At 70.3% G+C, this 18949-nt stretch carries 15 protein-coding genes; 8 read left to right on the top strand and 7 right to left on the bottom strand.

Annotated features, from left to right (window positions below; all coding sequences use genetic code 11):
• Position 1: 1 nt before the first annotated feature.
• The 3 genes from ku to ligD (DV20_RS16990) are packed head-to-tail and all read left to right on the top strand — an operon-like array spanning position 2 to position 2756.
• Positions 2–955, top strand: coding sequence for a non-homologous end joining protein Ku (gene ku, locus DV20_RS17000; RefSeq protein WP_043781314.1), 954 nt, complete (start codon positions 2–4; stop codon positions 953–955).
• Positions 952–1896 carry a non-homologous end-joining DNA ligase gene (ligD, locus tag DV20_RS16995; RefSeq protein WP_043781311.1) on the top strand — a complete coding sequence of 315 codons (945 nt, stop codon included), beginning with the start codon at positions 952–954 and terminating at the stop codon, positions 1894–1896. The genes ku and ligD (DV20_RS16995) overlap by 4 nt, the downstream gene beginning before the upstream one ends.
• Positions 1893–2756 (top strand): non-homologous end-joining DNA ligase, encoded by an 864-nt coding sequence (gene ligD / locus DV20_RS16990; protein ID WP_043781308.1) that lies wholly within the window; start codon positions 1893–1895, stop codon positions 2754–2756. The genes ligD (DV20_RS16995) and ligD (DV20_RS16990) overlap by 4 nt, the downstream gene beginning before the upstream one ends.
• Positions 2757–2811: 55 nt before the next feature.
• Here ligD (DV20_RS16990) and DV20_RS16985 read toward each other — a convergent pair whose 3' ends face one another.
• Positions 2812–3444, bottom strand: coding sequence for a UdgX family uracil-DNA binding protein (locus DV20_RS16985; protein ID WP_043781307.1), 633 nt, complete (start codon positions 3442–3444; stop codon positions 2812–2814).
• Between the two features lie 86 nt (positions 3445–3530).
• Between DV20_RS16985 and DV20_RS16980 the strand changes: the two genes are divergently transcribed.
• Positions 3531–3947: a CBS domain-containing protein gene (locus DV20_RS16980; RefSeq protein WP_043781305.1), complete on the top strand. Its 417-nt coding sequence runs from the start codon at positions 3531–3533 to the stop codon at positions 3945–3947.
• Between the two features lie 100 nt (positions 3948–4047).
• Here DV20_RS16980 and DV20_RS16975 read toward each other — a convergent pair whose 3' ends face one another.
• The 6 genes from DV20_RS16975 to DV20_RS16950 all read right to left on the bottom strand — a co-directional run bounded on the left by DV20_RS16975 (position 4048) and on the right by DV20_RS16950 (position 10851).
• A complete protein-coding gene (locus DV20_RS16975) occupies positions 4048–4353 on the bottom strand; it encodes a DUF3040 domain-containing protein (RefSeq protein ID WP_043781304.1) in 306 nt (101 codons plus the stop codon).
• 64 nt (positions 4354–4417) lie between these two features.
• Positions 4418–6184: an IlvD/Edd family dehydratase gene (locus DV20_RS16970; RefSeq protein WP_043781303.1), complete on the bottom strand. Its 1767-nt coding sequence runs from the start codon at positions 6182–6184 to the stop codon at positions 4418–4420.
• A 90-nt stretch (positions 6185–6274) separates the two neighbouring features.
• Positions 6275–7687, bottom strand: coding sequence for a GH1 family beta-glucosidase (locus DV20_RS16965; protein WP_043781302.1), 1413 nt, complete (start codon positions 7685–7687; stop codon positions 6275–6277).
• A complete protein-coding gene (locus tag DV20_RS16960; protein WP_043781301.1) occupies positions 7684–8556 on the bottom strand; it encodes a carbohydrate ABC transporter permease in 873 nt (290 codons plus the stop codon). The genes DV20_RS16965 and DV20_RS16960 overlap by 4 nt, the downstream gene beginning before the upstream one ends.
• The gene (locus tag DV20_RS16955) at positions 8553–9539 is read right to left on the bottom strand and encodes a carbohydrate ABC transporter permease (protein WP_043781300.1); all 987 of its coding nucleotides are present in this window, start codon (positions 9537–9539) and stop codon (positions 8553–8555) included. Before DV20_RS16955 ends, DV20_RS16960 begins: the two co-directional genes overlap by 4 nt.
• Before the next feature lie 4 nt (positions 9540–9543).
• Complete coding sequence (locus DV20_RS16950; protein WP_043781299.1) at positions 9544–10851, bottom strand: ABC transporter substrate-binding protein; 1308 nt, start codon at positions 10849–10851, stop codon at positions 9544–9546.
• A 250-nt stretch (positions 10852–11101) separates the two neighbouring features.
• On the opposite strand from DV20_RS16950, the gene DV20_RS16945 reads away from it, so the two are divergent.
• The 4 genes from DV20_RS16945 to DV20_RS16930 all read left to right on the top strand — a co-directional run bounded on the left by DV20_RS16945 (position 11102) and on the right by DV20_RS16930 (position 18863).
• On the top strand, positions 11102–12097 hold the full coding sequence (locus tag DV20_RS16945) for a LacI family DNA-binding transcriptional regulator (RefSeq protein ID WP_084093522.1): 996 nt from the start codon (positions 11102–11104) through the stop codon (positions 12095–12097).
• A 400-nt stretch (positions 12098–12497) separates the two neighbouring features.
• On the top strand, positions 12498–15416 hold the full coding sequence (locus DV20_RS16940; protein WP_043781294.1) for a glycoside hydrolase family 48 protein: 2919 nt from the start codon (positions 12498–12500) through the stop codon (positions 15414–15416).
• A gap of 10 nt (positions 15417–15426) precedes the next feature.
• Positions 15427–17004 carry a cellulase family glycosylhydrolase gene (locus tag DV20_RS16935; RefSeq protein WP_043781291.1) on the top strand — a complete coding sequence of 526 codons (1578 nt, stop codon included), beginning with the start codon at positions 15427–15429 and terminating at the stop codon, positions 17002–17004.
• Between the two features lie 35 nt (positions 17005–17039).
• Positions 17040–18863: a glycoside hydrolase family 6 protein gene (locus tag DV20_RS16930; RefSeq protein ID WP_200876446.1), complete on the top strand. Its 1824-nt coding sequence runs from the start codon at positions 17040–17042 to the stop codon at positions 18861–18863.
• Positions 18864–18949: the final 86 nt, after the last annotated feature.

Here is an 18949-nt window from a genome sequence, read left to right as displayed (position 1 = left end):
CATGGCCCGACCGGTGTGGAGCGGCGCGCTGAGCCTGGGGCTGGTCACCGTGCCGGTGGAGCTGTACCCGGCGGTGGCGGACCACACGATCCACTTCCACCAGTTCGAACGCGGCACGTCGGACCGGATCCGCAACCGCCGCGTCAACGAGCGGACCGGCGACGAGGTGACCCAGGACGAGATCGTCAAGGGCTACGACCTCGGCGGCGGCGACCACGTGCTCGTCGAACCGGACGAACTCGACGAGATCGCGCCCGAACGGTCCCGCCGGATCGACATCGAGCAGTTCGTCGAGCTCGACGAGATCGACCCGTGGTTCTTCGACAAGACGTACTGGCTCAAGCCGGCGAAGGAGGACTTCGCCAAGGCGTACGGCCTGCTGCTGCAGGCGATGGACCGCAGTGAGAAGGCCGGCATCGCGAAGTTCGTCCTGCGGGGCAAGGAGTACCTCGCCGCCGTCCGCGCCGGCGAGGACGTCATGGTGCTCAACACCCTGCACTTCGTCGCCGACCTGCGGGAGCCCAAGGACGTCATGGGCAAGCTGCCGGAGCTGCCGAAGCCGCGGCCCAAGGAACTCGACATGGCGCTCGCGCTGGTCGACGAGATGACCGCGCCGTGGCGGCCCGAGGACTACCGCGACGAGTACTCGAAGCGCGTCGAAGAGCTGATCAAGGCCAAGGAAGCCGGCAAGGAAATCGCCCACGAAGCGGAGCCGGAACCCTCGGCCGACGTCGTGGACCTGTTCGAGGCCCTCTCGCGCAGCGTGAAGAACCGCAAGGGCGGCGGCAAGGAACCGGCGAAGAAGCCCGCCAAGAAACCCGCCAAGAAGCCCCCGGAGCCCGAGCTGTCCGACCTGTCGAAGTCCGAACTGGACAAGCTCGCCCGCGAACAGGGCGTGAAGGGCCGCTCGAAGATGACGCGGGCCCAGCTCGAGAAGGCCCTGAAGGCGTCGTGACCGGGCCCGGCTGGCGTGAGCCGACCCTGGCCACGCTCACCGATCGCCGGTTCTCCGACGCGGACTGGATCTTCGAGCGCAAGCTGGACGGCGTCCGCGCGATCTGCGTGCGCGACGGCGGCGCGCCGACGCTGTATTCGCGCAACCACAAGGCGATGGACAACGCCTACCCGGAGATCGTCGACGCCCTCGCCGCCCAGGGCGGCCCGCGGTTCGTCGCCGACGGCGAGATCGTCGCGTTCGACGGCGCGAACACCAGCTTCGCGGCGTTGCAGCCCCGGATCCACGTCAGCGACCCGGGCCGGGCACGGGCGACCGGCGTGCGCGTCTTCTACTACCTGTTCGACCTGCTGTACTTCGACGACCGCGACACGACCGGGCTGCCGCTGAGGCAGCGGAAGGCGCTGCTGCGGCACGCGTTCGGCTTCGCGGACCCGCTCCGGTTGTCGGCACACCGCAACACCGAAGGGGAGAAGTTCTTCGGCGACGCCTGCCGGCGCGGCTGGGAGGGCGTCGTCGCCAAGCGGGCGGACGCGCCGTACCACCACGGTCGGTCACCCGACTGGCTGAAGTTCAAGTGCGCGCAGGGGCAGGAACTCGTCATCGGCGGCTACACCGATCCCCAGGGCGCCCGCCACGGCTTCGGCGCGCTCCTGCTCGGCTACCACGAAGACGGGGAACTCAGGTACGCCGGGAAGGTCGGCACCGGCTTCGACGAGCAGTTGCTGACGTCGCTGCACGCGCGGCTGCGCGAGCGGGAGACGGCACGCTCGCCGTTCGCCGGGCCGGTCGAGGAACCCGGCGCGCACTGGGTGCGCCCCGAGCTGGTCGCGCAGATCGGCTTCTCGGAGTGGACGCGCGACGGGCGGCTGCGCCACCCGCGGTTCGCCGGGCTGCGGGAGGACAAGAAGGCCGCGGACGTCGTCCGGGAGCGCGCGTGAAGACTTCCCACCCGGACAAGGTGTTCTACCCGGACGACGGCCTGACCAAGGGGGACGTCGTCGAGTACTACCGCGCCGTCGCGGACGTCATGCTGCCGCACCTGCGCGGCCGCCCGCTGACGCTGCGGCGCTTCCCGGACGGCATCGGCAAGCAGGGCTGGTTCCAGAAGCACCCGGGGGAGCACTTCCCGGACACGATCCGGGTCGAGCGCGTCCCCCGGCGCGGCGGCGGCACCGACGAGTACGTCGTCTGCGAGGACGCCGCAACGCTGGAATACCTGGCGAACCAGGGCACCGTGGAGTTCCACGTCTGGTTGTCCACTGCGGACGCGCCCGAGCGGCCCGACCGGCTGGTGCTCGACCTCGACCCGCCGGACGGCACCCCGGTGCCGGAGCTGCGCGCGGTCGCGCGGCGCATCCGCGACCACTACGAGCGGGTGGGGCTGACGGCGTTCGTCCAGGCGACCGGCGGCCGCGGGTTCCACGTGCTCGCGCCGCTGGACGCGAAGTCGGACACGGAAGTGGTGCTGGAGCTGTCGCGGGCGCTGGCCGACCGGGTCGCCGAGGACGACCCGGACCGGCTGACGACGGCCCAGCGCAAGGACAAGCGCGGCGACCGGATCTTCCTGGACGCCAACCGCAACGGGTACGCGCAGACGTTCGTGGCCCCGTATTCGCTGCGGGCCCGCCCGGGCGCGGCGGCCGCCACCCCGCTGGACTGGCGCGAGCTGGGGAAGGCGGACCCGGACGGCTGGGCGCTGGGCAAGGCGAAGCGGCGGCTGGCCCGCAAGGCCGATCCCTGGCGGGATCTGGACGAGCACGCGGGCTCGGCCGAGGCGGCGCTGAGGCAGCTGGGATAGCGGACGCGGGCTTCGGTCAGCCGAGCAGCTTGGCCGCGACCGGCGGGTCGGCCGGTCAGCCGAGCAGCTTGGCCGCGGCCCGCAGGTCGGCGACGAAGCCCGCGTAGGCCTCGTCCCGGTCCGGCGCCCGCAGCACGGCCGACGGGTGGACCGTGGCCACGGCCGTCGGCACGAGCCCGGCCAGCTCCTCCGGCGCTTCGAGCGGCTCGCCCCGGTGCGCGGTCAGCCGGAACTTCGGGCCCAGCAACGACTGCGCGGCCGTCGCCCCCAGCAACAGCACCAGTTCCGGGCGTACCGCGCGCAGCTCCGCCAGCAGCCACGGGCGGCACGCGACCACCTCGGTGCGGCCCGGCTTCTGGTGGATCCGGCGCTTCCCGCGTTCGTCGCGCTTGAACTTGAAGTGCTTGACCGCGTTGGTGACGTACAGCGACCGCCGGTCGAAGCCGGCCTCTTCGAAGGCGCGGTCCAGCAGCTTCCCGGCGGGACCGACGAACGGCTCGCCAGCGAGGTCCTCCTTGTCGCCCGGCTGTTCGCCGACGACGAGAACCTTCGCCCCGGCCGAGCCTTCGCCGAAGACGGTCTGGGTGGCGTCCTGGTAAAGCGGGCATCCCCGGCAGCCGGACGCCGCCGACCGCAACCGGTCGAGGTCGGTGGTGTCCGGCGGCTCGGCACCGCGGGAATCCGGCATGTGCCCGGAAATTCCCCGCCCGGGGCACGGGTAAACGCCGGCGGTCCGGGTAGCCGGAAAGCACAGCCCAGAGAAAGGAGTTCACGATGACCACCGCACGCGACATCATGACGTCGGACGCGACCTGCGCCCGGGAGTCCGACACCGTGCACGACGCCGCGGTCACGATGGCGCAGAAGGGCGTCGGCGCCCTGCCGATCTGCGGCGAGGACAACCGGCTCAAGGGCATGATCACCGACCGCGACATCGTGGTCAAGGTGCTGGCCGAGGGCAAGGACCCGCGCGCGGTCCACGTCGGCGAACTCGCCCAGGGCGAGGTCGTGACGATCGGGGCGGACGACGACGCCCAGGAGATCCTGCGCACGATGTCCGAGCACCGCGTCCGCCGGCTGCCGGTGATCGACGGGCACGACCTGGTCGGCATCGTCGCCCAGGCCGACGTGGCACGGGCGCTGTCGAACCCGAGCGCCGGCGAGCTGGTCGAGGCCCTGTCCTACGACTGAGTGACGCCTCGACCCGCTACGGCCGCCCCCGGCGTGAGTTCCGGGGGCGGCCGTAGTGTTGGGTGGGCCGGGTGCGTCGCGAGCCGGAAGGCGTGGCGGGTCAGCGGGAACCGGCCGCGGCGGTTCCGTCCTCAGTGGACTCGCGGATCGACTCGGCGCGGGCGATGTGCCACGCCACCAGCGCGCCCGCGCTCACCGTGCCCCACAGCACGAGGGCGGCGTCGCGGGCGAACAGCCCCACGAGCAGCATCGTCACCGCCGTGATGTCGCAGAGCACCAGCAGCAGGCTCCACCGCCTGGGTGAGCGCAGCTCGCGGCCGCTGAAGGCGGCGGCGAACGCGGGATCACTCGCGCGCAGCTCCGCCTCGATTTCGCGCAGGGCGTGGCGTTCTCGATCCGGGAGCATGGGGGCCTCCTCGCCTCGACTATCGCTGGGAATACCCGTTTTCCCGGCCGCCGAAGCGGCAAACTCAGTGGTTGTCGCGGGGGATGCCCTTCGTCGCCGCGATGCGCTGGTACGCCACGGCGGGCCGCAGCACCATGCCGTCGCAGAGCTGGTCGGTCATCGACCGCTGGATCTCCTGCCACGGCGTCTGCGACTCCGGTACCGGGTAGCCGCCCGCCTCGGCCAGCTCCCGGTGACGCCGCGCGAGCTCCTCGTCGTCGACGAGCACGTCCGCGGTCCCGGCGCCGAGGTCGATCCGGACCCGGTCCCCGGTCCGCAGCACCGCCAGGCCGCCGCCCGCGGCGGCTTCGGGCGAGGCGTTGAGGATCGACGGCGAGCCCGACGTGCCCGACTGGCGGCCGTCGCCGAGGCAGGGCAGCTCGTGCACGCCCCGCTTGATCAGCTCCGCGGGCGGTCGCATGTTCACCACCTCCGCCGACCCCGGGTAGCCGAGCGGGCCGGTGCCGCGCATGACCAGCAGCGAGTGCTCGTCGACGCCGAGGTCCGGGTCGTCGATGCGCGCGTGGTAGTCCTCCGGGCCGTCGAACACCACGGCGGTGCCCTCGTAGACGCCGCCGGCGAGGTACCGCCGCCGGAACTCCGGCGAGATCACGCTGGACTTCATGATGGCCGCGTCGAAGAGGTTGCCCTTGAGCACCAGGAACCCGGCGTCGGGCATGAGCGCGGTCTCGAAGGTCCGGATGACGTCCCGGTCGCCGGCCTCGGCGTCGCGACAGTTGTCCCCGAGCGTGCGGCCGTTGACCGTGGGCGCGTCCTCGTGGATCAGCCCGTGCCGCATCAGCTCGTGCACCACGGCCGGGACGCCGCCCGCGCGGTGGAACTCCTCGCCGAGGTACTTGCCCGCCGGCTGCAGGTCGACCAGCAGCGGGACGGCGTGACCGAGCCGCTGCCAGTCGGCCAGCGGCAGGTCGACCCCGATGTGCCGGGCGATCGCGCCGAGGTGGATGGGGGCGTTGGTCGAGCCGCCGATCGCGGAGCTCACCACGATGGCGTTCTCGAAGGCGGCCCGCGTCAGGATGTCCGACGGCTTGAGGTCTTCGCGGACCATCTCGACGATCCGCAGCCCGGTCCGGTAGGCCATCCGGGCCCGGTCGCGGTGCGGGGCCGGGATGGCCGCGCAGCCGGGGAGACTCATCCCGAGCGCTTCGGCGAGCGCGTTCATCGTGGACGCCGTGCCCATCGTGTTGCAGTGCCCCGGTGACGGCGCGGACGAGGCGACGAGCTCCATGAACCCGGCGTCGTCGATCTCGCCGGCGGCGAGCAGTTCCCGCGCCTTCCAGATGATCGTGCCCGACCCGGTGCGCTCGCCGTTGTACCAGCCGTTGAGCATGGGCCCGCCGGACAGCACGATGGCGGGCAGGTCGACGGTCGCGGCGGCCATCAGGCACGCCGGGGTGGTCTTGTCGCAGCCGGTGGTGAGCACGACGCCGTCGATCGGGTAGCCGTAGAGCGTCTCGACCAGGCCGAGGTAGGCGAGGTTCCGGTCCAGCGCCGCGGTCGGGCGCTTGCCGGTCTCCTGGATCGGGTGGACCGGGAACTCGATCGCGATCCCGCCGGCCTCGCGGATGCCCTCCCGGGTCCGGTCGGCCAGCTGCAGGTGGTGGCGGTTGCAGGGGGACAGGTCGGAGCCGGTCTGCGCGATCCCGATGATCGGCTTGCCGGACTGCAGTTCCTCCCGGGTCAAGCCCCAGTTCATGTACCGCTCGAGGTAGAGCGCGGTCATCCCCGGGTCGGCGGGGTTGTTGAACCAAGCTTCGCTGCGCAGTCCCATACCGGCCAGTCTGGCAACGCGCCCGGCGGAAAGCACGCCCCGAAGCTCGTGGCGGGCACCCGCGCCGGTGCCCGCCACGAACCCTCCCCCTCAGCCGAGGCCGTTGAGGCCGATCACCCGGGAGTACCAGTGGGCGCTCTGCTTCGGCGTCCGCCGCTGCGTCGCGTAGTCCACGTGGACCAGGCCGAACCGCTTCGCGTACCCCTCGGCCCACTCGAAGTTGTCCAGCAGCGACCAGTAGAAGTAGCCGCGCAGGTCGACGCCCGCCTGGATGGCGTCGTGCGCCGCCCGCAGGTGGGAGTCGAGGAACGCGACGCGGTCGGTGTCGACGATGTCACCGCCGTCGCCGACGACGTCGGGGTAGGCCGCGCCGTTCTCGGTGATGTACAGCGGCACCGGCCGGTAGCCGCGGTGAACCTGCAGCAGGGACTCGGTGAGCCCGGCCGGCTGGACCTCCCAGCCCGAGTCGGTGCGGGGCGCCGCCGGGTCCGGCACGAAGTGCACGTCGCCGGCGCCGACCCACTCGGGGCCCGCGGGCTCGCTGCCCGGCACCGGACGGCCCGCGACGCGGTAGTCGCGGTAGTAGTTCACGCCGAGCCAGTCGACGTGCGCGGCGATGACCGCGGGGTCGTCGTCCCGCACCACCGAGCCCAGCCCGAACGGCTCGAGGTCGGCGACCAGGTCGTCCGGGTAGCCGCCGCGCAGTACCGGGTCGAGGAACAGCCGGTTCTGCAGGCCGTCGATCCGCCGGGCCGCGTCGACGTCGGCGGCGTTCGCCGGGTCGTGCGGGGCGACCGGGTACAGGTTGAGCGTGATGCCGGCCGAGGTGCCCGGGGCGTGCCGCCGGATGATGTCCATCGCCAGCCCGTGGCCCAGCAGCAGGTGGTGCGTGGCCGCGACGGCCGCCGGGTGGTCGGTGCGGCCGGGCGCGTGGATGCCGCCCGCGTAGCCGAGCATCGCCGCGCACCACGGCTCGTTGAGCGTCGACCAGCTGGCCACGCGGTCGCCCAGGCGCTCCAGCACGGTCTCGGCGTACTCGGCGAACCGGTAGGCGGTGTCCCGGTTGGTCCAGCCGCCCTTCTCCTCCAGCGCCTGCGGCAGGTCCCAGTGGTACAGCGTCGCCCACGGCTGGATCCCGGACTCGAGCAGGCAGTCGACCAGCCGGTCGTAGAAGGCCAGGCCGGCGGTGTTCGCCTCGCCGCCGTCCGGCCGCACCCGCGGCCAGGCCAGGGAGAAGCGGTACGCACCGAGGTTCAGCCGGCGCATCAGGCCGACGTCTTCGGAGTACCGCCGGTAGTGGTCGGCCGCCGGCTCGCCGTTGTCTCCGCCCCGGACCGCACCCGGGCGGCGGGCGAAGACGTCCCAGACCGAGTCGGTGCGCCCGTCGGCCGTCGTGGCTCCTTCCACCTGGAACGCCGCGGTGGCGGCGCCCCAGACGAAGCCAGGCGGGAACATCAACGCGGTCTCCGCCCGAACGCTGTCGGGATGTACGGACATGTTCACCCTTTCACGGCACCTTGCATGATCCCGGCCACGATCTGGCGGCCGAGGAGGACGAAGACGATGAGGATGGGGATGGTGGCCAGGGTCGTGCCGGCCAGGACGAGCGAATAGTCGACGTAGTAACCGCTCTGCAGCTTTTCCAGGGCCACCTGGACGGTGGGGTTGCCGGCGTCCAGCACGACGAGCGGCCACAGGAAGTCGTTCCACGACATCATGAACGTGAACATGGCGAGGATCGCCGCGGCCGGGCGCACGGCGGGCAGGCAGACGTTCCAGAAGACCCGGATCATGCTGCAGCCGTCGACGCGCGCGGCCTCGATGAGCTCGTACGGCAGAGCGTCCACTGTGTACTGCCGCATCCAGAACACGCCGAACGCGGTGACCACGTTGGGCACGATCACCGCCGTCAGGCTGCCCGCCCAGCCCAGTTCGGACATCGCGATGAACAGCGGGATGATGCCCAGCTGGGTGGGCACCGCGAGCGTGACGACGATGAACACGAACAGCTTGTCACGCCCGCGGAACCGCAGTTTCGCGAAGGCGAACCCGGCCAGCGAGGAGAACAGCACCGTCGTCAGCGTCACCGTGCCGGACACGATGACGCTGTTGGCCAGCGCCTTCCAGAACGGCACGGTGTCGAACACCCGGGCGGCGTTGGCGAAGAAGTTGCCGCCGGGCACGAACGGCGGGATGCGCTCGGTGAGCATCCCGTTGTCGCGGCTGGCCACCAGGAACGACCAGTAGAACGGGAACAGCGATCCGAGCACGAAGATCGCCAGCACGATGTAGGTCGCCTTGCGGGGCTTGCCGAGCGTGGCGACCTTCTGCCGGATTCCCGGTTTGGGGAGATCTCTCTGGAGCGTCGTCATTTCTTCACCGCCGGGGTGCGGGCGATCCGGCCGGTGAGGAAGAAGTTCACCAGCGCGATGAGCACGATGATCACGAACAGCACCCAGGCGATCGCCGAGGCGTAGCCGAGATCGGCGTTCTGGAACGCCGTTTGGTAGAGGTAGAGCGTCACGGTCTGGAACTGGTTGGTCGAGCCGCCGTTGTTCGACCCGGGCATGGCGTCGAACAGCTTCGGCTCGGTGAAGATCTGCAGGCCGCCGATCGTCGAGGTGATGGTGACGAACACCAGCGTCGGCTTGAGCAGCGGCAGCGTGACGTTGAAGAAGCGGCGCCACGTGCCCGCCCCGTCGATCACGGCCGCCTCGTGCAGCTCCTTGGGGATGGCCTGCATGGCCGCCAGCACGATCAGGGCGTTGTAGCCGGTCCAGCGCCAGTTCACCATGATCGCGATCGCGAAGTGGCTGCCGAACCGGCTGGCCTGCCAGTCGACCGGGTCCAGCCCGATGGTCTGCAGCACGCCGTTGACCAGCCCGTACTTCGGGCCGAACAGGTTGGCGAAGATGATGCCGATGGCGACGAGGCTGGCCGCGTACGGCAGCAGGATGCCGACCCGCCAGCCCGTCGCGCCCCGCAACCGGGCGCCGAGCAGCGCCGCCAGCAGGACCGCGATGATGAGCTGCGGCACGCTGGACAGCAGGAAGATGCTGATCGTGTTGGTCAGCGCGTTCCAGAACTGCGCGTCGGCGAAGAGCTCCTTGTAGTTGTCGACGCCGATGAAGTCGGGCTGGTCGGTGCCGGCCTCCCACTTGAACAGCGAGACGTACGCGGTGTAGAGGAGCGGGAACAGCCCGACGATCCCGAAGAGGATGAAGAACGGCGCGATGTAGAGGTACGGCGAGACCTTGACGTCCCACCGGCTCAACCGGTGACGGAAGGTGGGCCGGGGAGACACACGCTCCCCGGCCTTACTCCCTTCTGGCGCGACCTTGTCGAGGACGGTCATCGGTTCAGCGCGTGATCTTCTTCGCGGCGTCGACCATCTGGTTCCAGCCGTCCGCCGCGGACTTGCCCTGCTCGACCGCCTGCAGGGCCGGGCTGGACGCGTTCTCCTGGATCTGGCCGTCACCGGGGCCCTTGTACTGCGGCTTCTGCACCTTCTTGGCCTGCTCCGCGAACAGCTCGCCGACCTTGGTGCCACCGAAGTAGTCGTCGGTCTTGCTCAGCAGCGCGGGGTCCGACAGCGCCTTGACCTGGCTCGGGAAGGTGCCCTTGGCCTGGAACGCCTTGATCTGCTGCTCCGGCGCGGTCAGCCAGGCCGCGAGCTCGGCGGCCTCCTTCGGGTGCTTCGACTGCGTCGGGACGGTCAGGTACGACCCGCCCCAGTTGCCGCCGCCGCCGGGGAAGGCCGCGGTGACCGCCCACTTGCCGGCGTTCTCCGGGCCGGCGTGCTCCTTGATCACGCCGAGCATCCAGGCCGGGCACACCTTCGTGGCGAACGCGCCCTGCTTGAAGCCGGAGTTCCACTCGTTGCTGAACGCGGTGAGCTTGGCCGACTCGCCCTTGGCGACCGCGTCGGTGACCTTGGTCCAGGCGTCCTTGATGCCCTGGTTGTTCTCGACGGCCAGCTTGTCGTCGCTGCCGATGTAGCCCTCGGGCAGCTGGTTGACCATGGCGTTGAAGTTCTGCGCGGCCGAGTCGAACCAGGCCTTGCCGCCCGACTTCTTCACGAAGTCCGCGCCCGCGGCGAAGTAGCTGTCCCAGGTGGCGAACAGCGGCTTGACCGCTTCGGGGTCGTCCGGGAGCCCGGCGGCCTTGAACATGTCCTTGCGGTAGCACATGGCGAGCGGGCCGATGTCGGTCCCGTAGCCGATGAGCTTGCCGTCCTTGGTCTTGGCGGCTTCGTACTTCCAGTTCAGCCAGCGGTCGGGGGAGGCGTCCGCCGGGCCGATCTTGCTCAGGTCGTTGAACTTGGAACCCTTGTCGAGGAAGTCGGACAGGTGACCCTCTTCGAGGGCCGTGACGTCGGCGAGGCCCGAACCGGCGGCCAGCTTGGTGACGAGGTCCTCGTGGTAGGGCCCGCCCTGACCGGTCTTGCGGTGGGTGATCTTGATGTTGGGGTGCAGCCGCTCGTACTCCGGGATGAGGGCCTCGTAGCCGAATTCGGTGAAGGTCGCCAGCGTCAGGTCGACGTGCTCGTTCGGCGCCGCCGCGGCCGGTGTCTGCTGGTTACCACCGCCTCCGCTGCAGGCCGAGGCGCCGAGCGCCGTCATCGTGATGCCCAGTGCCAGGACCAGGCCGTTCCGGATCGTTCTCACGTGTCCAACCACCTTGTTGACGGGAATGAGCGCTCTCACTGCTGGGAGCCGATCTGGGAGCGCTCCCAGGTGTGGCAGAGTCTGCTGGGGGGCTTCACCGGTGTCAAGAGGTCGTAACCGGAGTGTTTCCTGCGAGGAGCGCTCCCGGACGCCGCAGGGTGTGAACGTTAAGCTGAGGCGGTCAGAGTTGCAGTGGGTGAGCGAGGGCGGTGCCGTGGGGCCTCGAGCAGGGGATGAAGAACGGCCGACACTGGAGGACGTCGCGGCGTTCGCCGGCGTGTCGCGGTCGACGGCGTCGCGCGCGTTGAACGACGACGCGTACGTCAGTGCGGCGGCGCGGGAGAAAGTCCTGGCCGCGGCCCGTGACCTGGGCTATTCCCCGAACCAGGCGGCTCGGTCGCTGGTCACGCGCCGCACCGGGGCGATCGCGGTGGTGCTGTCGGAGCCGGAGTCCCGGCTGCTCGACGACCCCTACCGCGCGGCCGTCATGCGGGCCGGCTACCGGGAGCTCGCCGACGTCGGCCGCCAGATGGTGCTGATCTTCAGCGACATCCGCGAGGACCTGAGCCGGACCGTCCGCTTCCTCGAGGGCGGCCACGTCGACGGCGCGCTGGTGTTCGCCCCGCACCGGGCCGACCCGCTGCCCAAGGCGCTGCGGCTGCTGCGCATCCCGGTGGTGTTCGGCGGCCAGGCGGCCGGCATCCGCCGCGGCGTGCACGTCGTCGACTTCGACAACGAGGGTGGCGCCCGGCTGGCGGTCGAGCACCTGGTCGCGTCCGGTCGGCGGCGGATCGCCACGATCGCCGGCCCCCAGGACCAGAGCGCCCCGATCGACCGCCTCGCCGGCTGGCGCAAGACCCTCCTCGACGCCGGGCTCGACCCCGCCGACCTGGCCGAAGAGGCCGACTTCACCCTTTCGGGCGGCGCGAACGCGATGTCGGCGCTGCTCGCCCGCCACCCGGATCTGGACGCGGTGTTCGTCGCCAGCGACATGATGGCGATGGGCGCCCTGCGCACCCTCGGCGGCGCGGGCCGCCGCGTCCCCGAAGACGTCGCGATGGTGAGCTTCGACGACAACGTCACCCTCGCGCCGGCCATGGACCCGCCCCTGACGTCGGTCCACCAGGACCCGCGCGAGCAGGTCCACGCCATGGTCGAGACCCTGATGCGGCTGCTCGACGACCAGAACCTGAAGCCGCGGCAGCACGTCCTCCCCGTCTCCCTGGCGGTTCGCGCCTCGAGCTGACCCGGCGTGTCCGGTGGAACACGCGTGTCGTCCATCCGGACACGCGTGTCGTCCACCTGGGCGCCCCGCCGCGATGAACTCCGAGTGTGCTCGACCGGCCGGCATTCCCCGGTAGGTGGGAGCTCTCCGGCCCAGGTGTACACGTTCGGCGCTAAATAACGTTTCACGAAACGCTGCGTCACCAAGCCGCTAGGCCGAAAGAGTGTTCGGCACACCATCGGGGGCGGCTGTTCAGGAGTGTTCAGTAGGACGTCGCTCGCCGGACGCGCAGAAGTGACGTTCCGGGCGCTGGTGTCCTTCTGACTCGATTCTTTACATCCAGGTTTCCGGCTGGCTACCGTCTGCGCCTGGAAGCGCTCCCAGATCGCTGGCTCCCTACGGACAAAGGAGTTCCGCAGCCATGCGTTCCTCTCCCCGAAAGCGCGTCCGTGCGCTGGCACTGGCCTCGGCCGTGCTGGCGGTCACGGGCGCGGTGGTCGCCCCACCACCGGCGCTCGGCGCCGACATCGCCTGTTCCGTCACCTACACCACCAACGACTGGGACAGCGGGTTCACCGCCAACGTCTCGCTGCGCAACGACGGAGCCCCCTTCGACAGCTGGAAGGTCGGCTGGACGTTCCTCGACGGCCAGAAGGTCCAGCAGGGCTGGAGCGCGACGTTCGCGCAGTCCGGCGCCGCGGTCACCGCGACGAACCTGTCCTACAACGGCCACCTCGGCACCGGGGCCAGCACGTCCTTCGGGTTCAACGGCACGAAGGGCTCGGCCAACCGGCCGCCCACCGACTTCTCGGTCAACGGCACCGCGTGCACCGGGGCCAACAAGGCGCCGACGGTCACCCTGACCTCGCCGAGTTCGACCGGCACGTACTACGCCCCGGCGACGGTCCCGCTGGCCGCGACGGCCGCCGACAGCGACGGCACGGTCAGCAAGGTCGAGTTCTACGCCGGTGACACGTTGCTGGCCACCGACACCGCGGCACCGTTCGAGGGCAGCTGGGGCAACGTCCCGGCCGGGACCTACTCGATCAGCGCCAAGGCCTACGACAACAAGGGCGCGAGCACGACGTCCAGCCCGGTCAGCGTGAAGGTCCTCTCCGGGCCGACGATCGTGGCCGCCCCGGCGACCGCGCAGGTCAAGCAGGGCGGCACGACGACGTTCGCCGTCTCCCTCGCCGGTGCCCCGTCGGCCCCGGTCACCGTCGCCGTCGCGCGGACGGGCGGGAGCACCGACCTGACCGCGAGCCCGGCGAGCCTGACGTTCACCACGGCGAACTGGAACGTGCCGCAGAACGTCACGGTCACCAGCGCCGACAACGGGGGCGAGCTGGGGAGCGCGACCTTCACCGCGAGCAGCAGCGGGTACACCGCGGCCACCGTGGCGGTCAACGAGATCTCGGCGTCCACTTCGGACTACCAGCTCGCGTTCCTCACGCAGTACAACAAGATCAAGGACCCGAACAACGGCTACTTCCGCAAGTTCGGCAACATCCTGGTGCCCTACCACTCGATCGAGACGCTGATCGTCGAGGCGCCCGACCACGGGCACGAGACGACGTCGGAGGCGTTCAGCTACTACCTGTGGCTGGAAGCGTCCTACGGCCGGGTGACCGGTGACTGGGCCCCGTTCAACCAGGCGTGGACGTCGATCGAGACGTACGCGATCCCGTCGGCGGCGGACCAGCCGGGCAACTCCGGCTACAACGCGAGCAAGCCGGCGACCTACGCGGCGGAGTACCCGAGCCCGAAGCAGTACCCGTCGCAGCTGCAGCCCAACGTCTCGGTCGGGTCCGACCCGATCGCGGCCGAGCTGAAGGCGGCCTACGGCAACCCGGACGTCTACGGCATGCACTGGCTGCTGGACGTGGACAACATCTACAAGTTCGGCCACTGCGAGGACGGCACGAACACCGCGCCGGCGTTCATCAACACCTTCCAGCGCGGCTCGCAGGAGTCGGTCTGGGAGACGGTCACGCAGCCGAGCTGCGACCTGCTGAAGTTCGGTGGCAAGAACGGGTACCTCGACCTGTTCACCGGTGACTCCTCCTACGCCAAGCAGTGGAAGTACACCGACGCGCCCGACGCGGACGCCCGCGTCGTGCAGGTGGCCTTCCAGGCCGAGAAGTGGGCGCAGGCGCAGGGCAAGAGCGCCGACGTCGCGGCCGTGCTGAAGAAGGCCTCGAAGATGGGCGACTACCTCCGGTACTCGCTGTTCGACAAGTACTACAAGAAGATCGGCAACTGCGTCGGGGCGGCGACCTGCCCGGCCGGTACCGGCAAGGAGAGCGAGCACTACCTGATTTCGTGGTACTACGCCTGGGGCGGTTCGGCCGACACGGCCAGCTCCTGGGCGTGGCGGATCGGTGACGGTGCGGCGCACCAGGGTTACCAGAACCCCTTGGCCGCGTACGCGTTGTCGGCCGACCCGGGGCTGAAGGTCACCTCGGCGACCGGGGCGACGGACTGGGCGACCAGTCTCAGCCGGCAGATGGAGTTCCTGCAGTGGCTGCAGTCGTCCGAAGGCGGTCTCGCCGGCGGCGCGACCAACAGCTGGGACGGCTCGTACAGCACCCCGCCCGCCGGTACGCCGACGTTCTACGGGATGTACTACGACTGGCAGCCGGTCTGGCACGACCCGCCGAGCAACCAGTGGTTCGGCTTCCAGACCTGGGGCATGGAGCGGATCGCCGAGTACTACCAGGCGACCGGCGACGCCCGGGCGAAGAAGATCCTCGACAAGTGGGTGCCGTGGGCGATCGCGAACACCACGGTCGGTGCCGGCGGGAGCTTCCAGATCCCGTCCGACCTGACCTGGAGCGGCGCGCCGGACACGTGGAACGCCACCAGCCCGGGGACCAACACCGGCCTGCACGTCGCGGTGAAGAACTACAGCCAGGACGTCGGGGTCGCGGCCTCGCTCGCCAAGACGCTGCTCTACTACGCGTCCGGGTCGAGCAACGCCCAGGCCAAGACGGTCGGGGAGCAGCTGCTGAACGCGCTGTCGGCGAACACCGACACCAAGGGCATCGCGGTGCCGGAGACCCGGTCGGACTACGACCGGTTCGACGACAAGTACAACGCCTCGACGGACCAGGGGCTGTACGTGCCCTCGGGCTGGACGGGCACGATGCCGAACGGCGACGCGATCAACTCCAGCTCCACGTTCCTGTCGATCCGTTCGTTCTACAAGAGCGACCCGCAGTGGCCGAAGGTCCAGGCCTACCTGGACGGCGGCGCCGCGCCGACGTTCACCTACCACCGGTTCTGGGCGCAGTCGGAGATCGCCACGGCGTTCGCCGCGCACGTCGCCCTGTTCGGCTGAGAGGCACTTGATGAAGCGACTGCTCTCGCTGGTGGTCGCCGCACTGGTCGGGGGCGCCGTTCTCACGGCGTCCCCGGCCACCGCGGCCCCCGGCCCGGCACTTTCACGTGAAAGTGCCCACCTGGGAGCGGCACTTTCACGTGAAAGTGCCGCCTCCGGCACCGGCAGCGGGTTCTGGCACGCCGCCGGATCCCAGCTGTTCGACGCCACCGGCGCGCCGGTCCGGATGACCGGTGTCAACTGGTTCGGCGCCGAGACCGGCAACTACGCGCCGCACGGGCTGTGGAGCCGCAACTACAAGGACATGCTCGACCAGATGGCCGGGCTCGGGTACAACACGCTGCGGCTGCCGTACTCGAACCAGCTGTTCGACTCCGGGTCCAAGCCGGTGAGCATCGACCAGGTGCAGAACCCGGACCTGCAGGGCCTGACCGGGCTGCAGGTGCTCGACAAGATCGTCGCCTACGCCGGCGTCAAGGGCATGCGCGTGCTGCTGGACCGGCACCGGCCGGACTCCGGCGCGCAGTCCCCGCTCTGGTACACCGGCGCCTACCCGGAGAGCCGCTGGATCTCCGACTGGACGATGCTCGCCCAGCACTACAAGGGCAATCCCACCGTGATCGGCGCGGATCTGCACAACGAACCGCACGCCGTCCAGGGCGGCGGGGGAGCGTGCTGGGGCTGCGGCGACACCGCCACCGACTGGCGGCTCGCCGCCGAACGGGCCGGCAACGCCGTGCTCGCGGCGAACCCGGACTGGCTGATCGTCGTCGAAGGCGTCGACTGCGTCAGCGGTACCGGCGACCCGGAGTGCGGCTGGTGGGGCGGCAACCTCTCCGGGGCGAAGCAGTTCCCGGTGCGGCTGTCCAAGCCGGACAAGCTGGTGTACTCGGCGCACGAGTACGCGACGTCGGTGTTCGCCCAGAAGTGGTTCTCCGACCCCGCTTTCCCGGCGAACCTGCCGGCGCTGTGGGACCACTTCTTCGGCTACCTGCACAAGCAGAACATCGCGCCCGTGCTGCTCGGCGAATTCGGTTCCACGCTCGCCGACCCGCGCGACAAGGTCTGGCTGCAGGAACTGATGAAGTACAGCGGCACCGGGACCTCGGGGATGAGCTTCACCTACTGGTCGTGGAACCCGAACTCCGGGGACACCGGCGGCATCCTCAACGACGACTGGACCACGGTCAACCAGACCAAGCAGGCGATCCTGCAGCCGTACCTGATCCCGCCGTCGGGATCGGGCGGCGGCACGACCGACCCGCCACCGCCGGCGAGCTGCGCGGTCACCTACCACGTCGACAACACCTGGCAAGGCGGCTTCGTCGCCACGGTGACGGTGAAGAACACCGGCAGCTCGGCGCTGAAGAACTGGACGCTCGGCTGGACCGTGCCGTCCGGCACGCAGATCACCGGCGGCTGGGGCGCGACCGTCACGCAGACCGGGCAGCAGGCGAGCGCCAAGGCGCCCTCCTGGGCACCCGACCTGGCCGGCGGCGCCTCGGTGTCGATCGGCATCCAGGCGAACGGCCCCTCGACCGGCACGCCGGGCGGCTTCGCCGTCGGCGCGACCGCCTGCACCACCTGACCCACCCATCCACGCACGACGAAGGAGCGCACTCGATGAGGAGTGAATTCTGGTCCGCCAAGAGGAAGTCGCGGTTAGCCGTGGCGTCCTCGGTGACGGCGGCGGCGATGACCGCCGGATTGCTGGTGGCCGGGGGCAGTCCGGCGGGCGCCGCCACCGGCTGCAAGGTCACCTACACGGTCAACCAGTGGGACACCGGCTTCACCGCGAACATCGCCGTGACGAACCTGGGCGACGCCGTTTCGTCCTGGAACGTCGAATGGGACTTCGGCGGCAACCAGCAGGTGCAGCAGGGCTGGAGCGCCACGTTCAGCCAGAGCGGCAAGCACGTGAGCGCCAAGAACCCGTCGTGGGGCGGGTCGCTGGGCTCGAACGCCACGGCGAGCTTCGGCTTCAACGGGTCGTACTCGGGCACGAACGACATCCCGACGTCGTTCTCGCTCAACGGTGCCCACTGTGACGGCACGCCGACGACCACGACCCCGACGACGCCGACCACGGTCACCACGACGCCGACCACCTCGACCACCCCGACGACGCCCACCACCCCGACCACGGTCACCACGACGCCCCAGCCCGGGACGCACGTGGAGAACCCGTACGTCGGGTCGAAGGGGTACGTGAACCCGGACTGGTCGTCCCAGGTGAGCGCGGCGGCCGCGGCCAAGGGCGGCACGCTCGGCGCCCAGATGGCCAAGGTGGCCAACACCTCGACCGCGGTCTGGCTGGACCGGATCGCGGCGATCGAAGGCACGTCGAGCGCCCGCGGCCTGCGGGGGCACCTCGACGCGGCACTCAGCCAGGCCAGTGGCGGCACGCCGGTGACCATCCAGGTCGTCGTCTACGACCTGCCCAACCGCGACTGCGCGGCGCTGGCGTCCAACGGCGAGCTGAAGGCCTCCCAGAACGGCCTGGCCCGGTACAAGAGCGAGTACATCGACCCGATCGCGTCGATCCTGTCCGACGCGAAGTACGCGCCGCTGCGGATCGTGACGATCGTGGAGCCGGACTCGCTGCCGAACCTGATCACGAACACCTCGATGGCGACCTGTGCGGAAGCCCAGTCCACCGGGGTGTACACGCAGGGCATCCAGTACGCCCTGAACAAGCTCCACGCGATCTCCAACGTCTACAACTACCTGGACATCGCGCACTCGGCGTGGCTGGGCTGGGACAGCAACTTCGGTCCCTTCGTCAACCTGGTCAAGCAGACCCTGCAGGGCACCACGGCCGGCGTGAACAGCATCGACGGCTTCATCAGCTCGACGGCCAACTACACGCCGCTGACCGAGCCGAACCTGCCCGACCCGAACCTGACCGTCGGCGGGCAGCAGCTGAAGTCGGCCAAGTTCTACCAGTGGAACCCGTACTTCGCGGAAATCCCGTTCGCCACCGCGATGTACAACGCGTTCGTGGCGGCGGGCCTGCCCAGCGGGATCGGCATGCTGGTCGACACCTCCCGCAACGGCTGGGGCGGCTCCGCCCGGCCCACCGGGGCCTCGGGATCCACCGTGGACGCCTACGTCGACTCGGGCCGGATCGACCGGCGGCTGCACCGCGGCAACTGGTGCAACCAGAGCGGTGCGGGTCTGGGCGTCCGGCCGACGGCCGCTCCGGCGGCGCACTTCGACGCCTACGTCTGGGTCAAGCCGCCGGGTGAGTCCGACGGTGCCAGCCAGCAGATCCCGAACGACGAAGGCAAGGGCGCGGACCCGATGTGCGACCCGACCTTCCACGGCTCCGAGCAGGCCAACGGCGGCAACCTGACCGGCGCCCTGCCGAACGCCCCGCTGTCCGGCAAGTGGTTCGAGGCCCAGTTCGAGCAGCTGGTCCAGAACGCCTACCCGCCGGTGCAGTAAAGACCCCGGGCCGGGCGGTGCCGCGCAGCCGCCGCCCGGCCCGGCCTCCACCACGGCGACCGCGGCCCGTCCCGCCGGGCCGCCCG

It is taken from the genome of Amycolatopsis rifamycinica, assembly GCF_000695625.1.
Lineage (GTDB): Bacteria > Actinomycetota > Actinomycetes > Mycobacteriales > Pseudonocardiaceae > Amycolatopsis > Amycolatopsis rifamycinica.
Note: the sequence above shows the minus strand (reverse complement) of the source record. Positions and strands in the feature narration are given on the sequence as shown.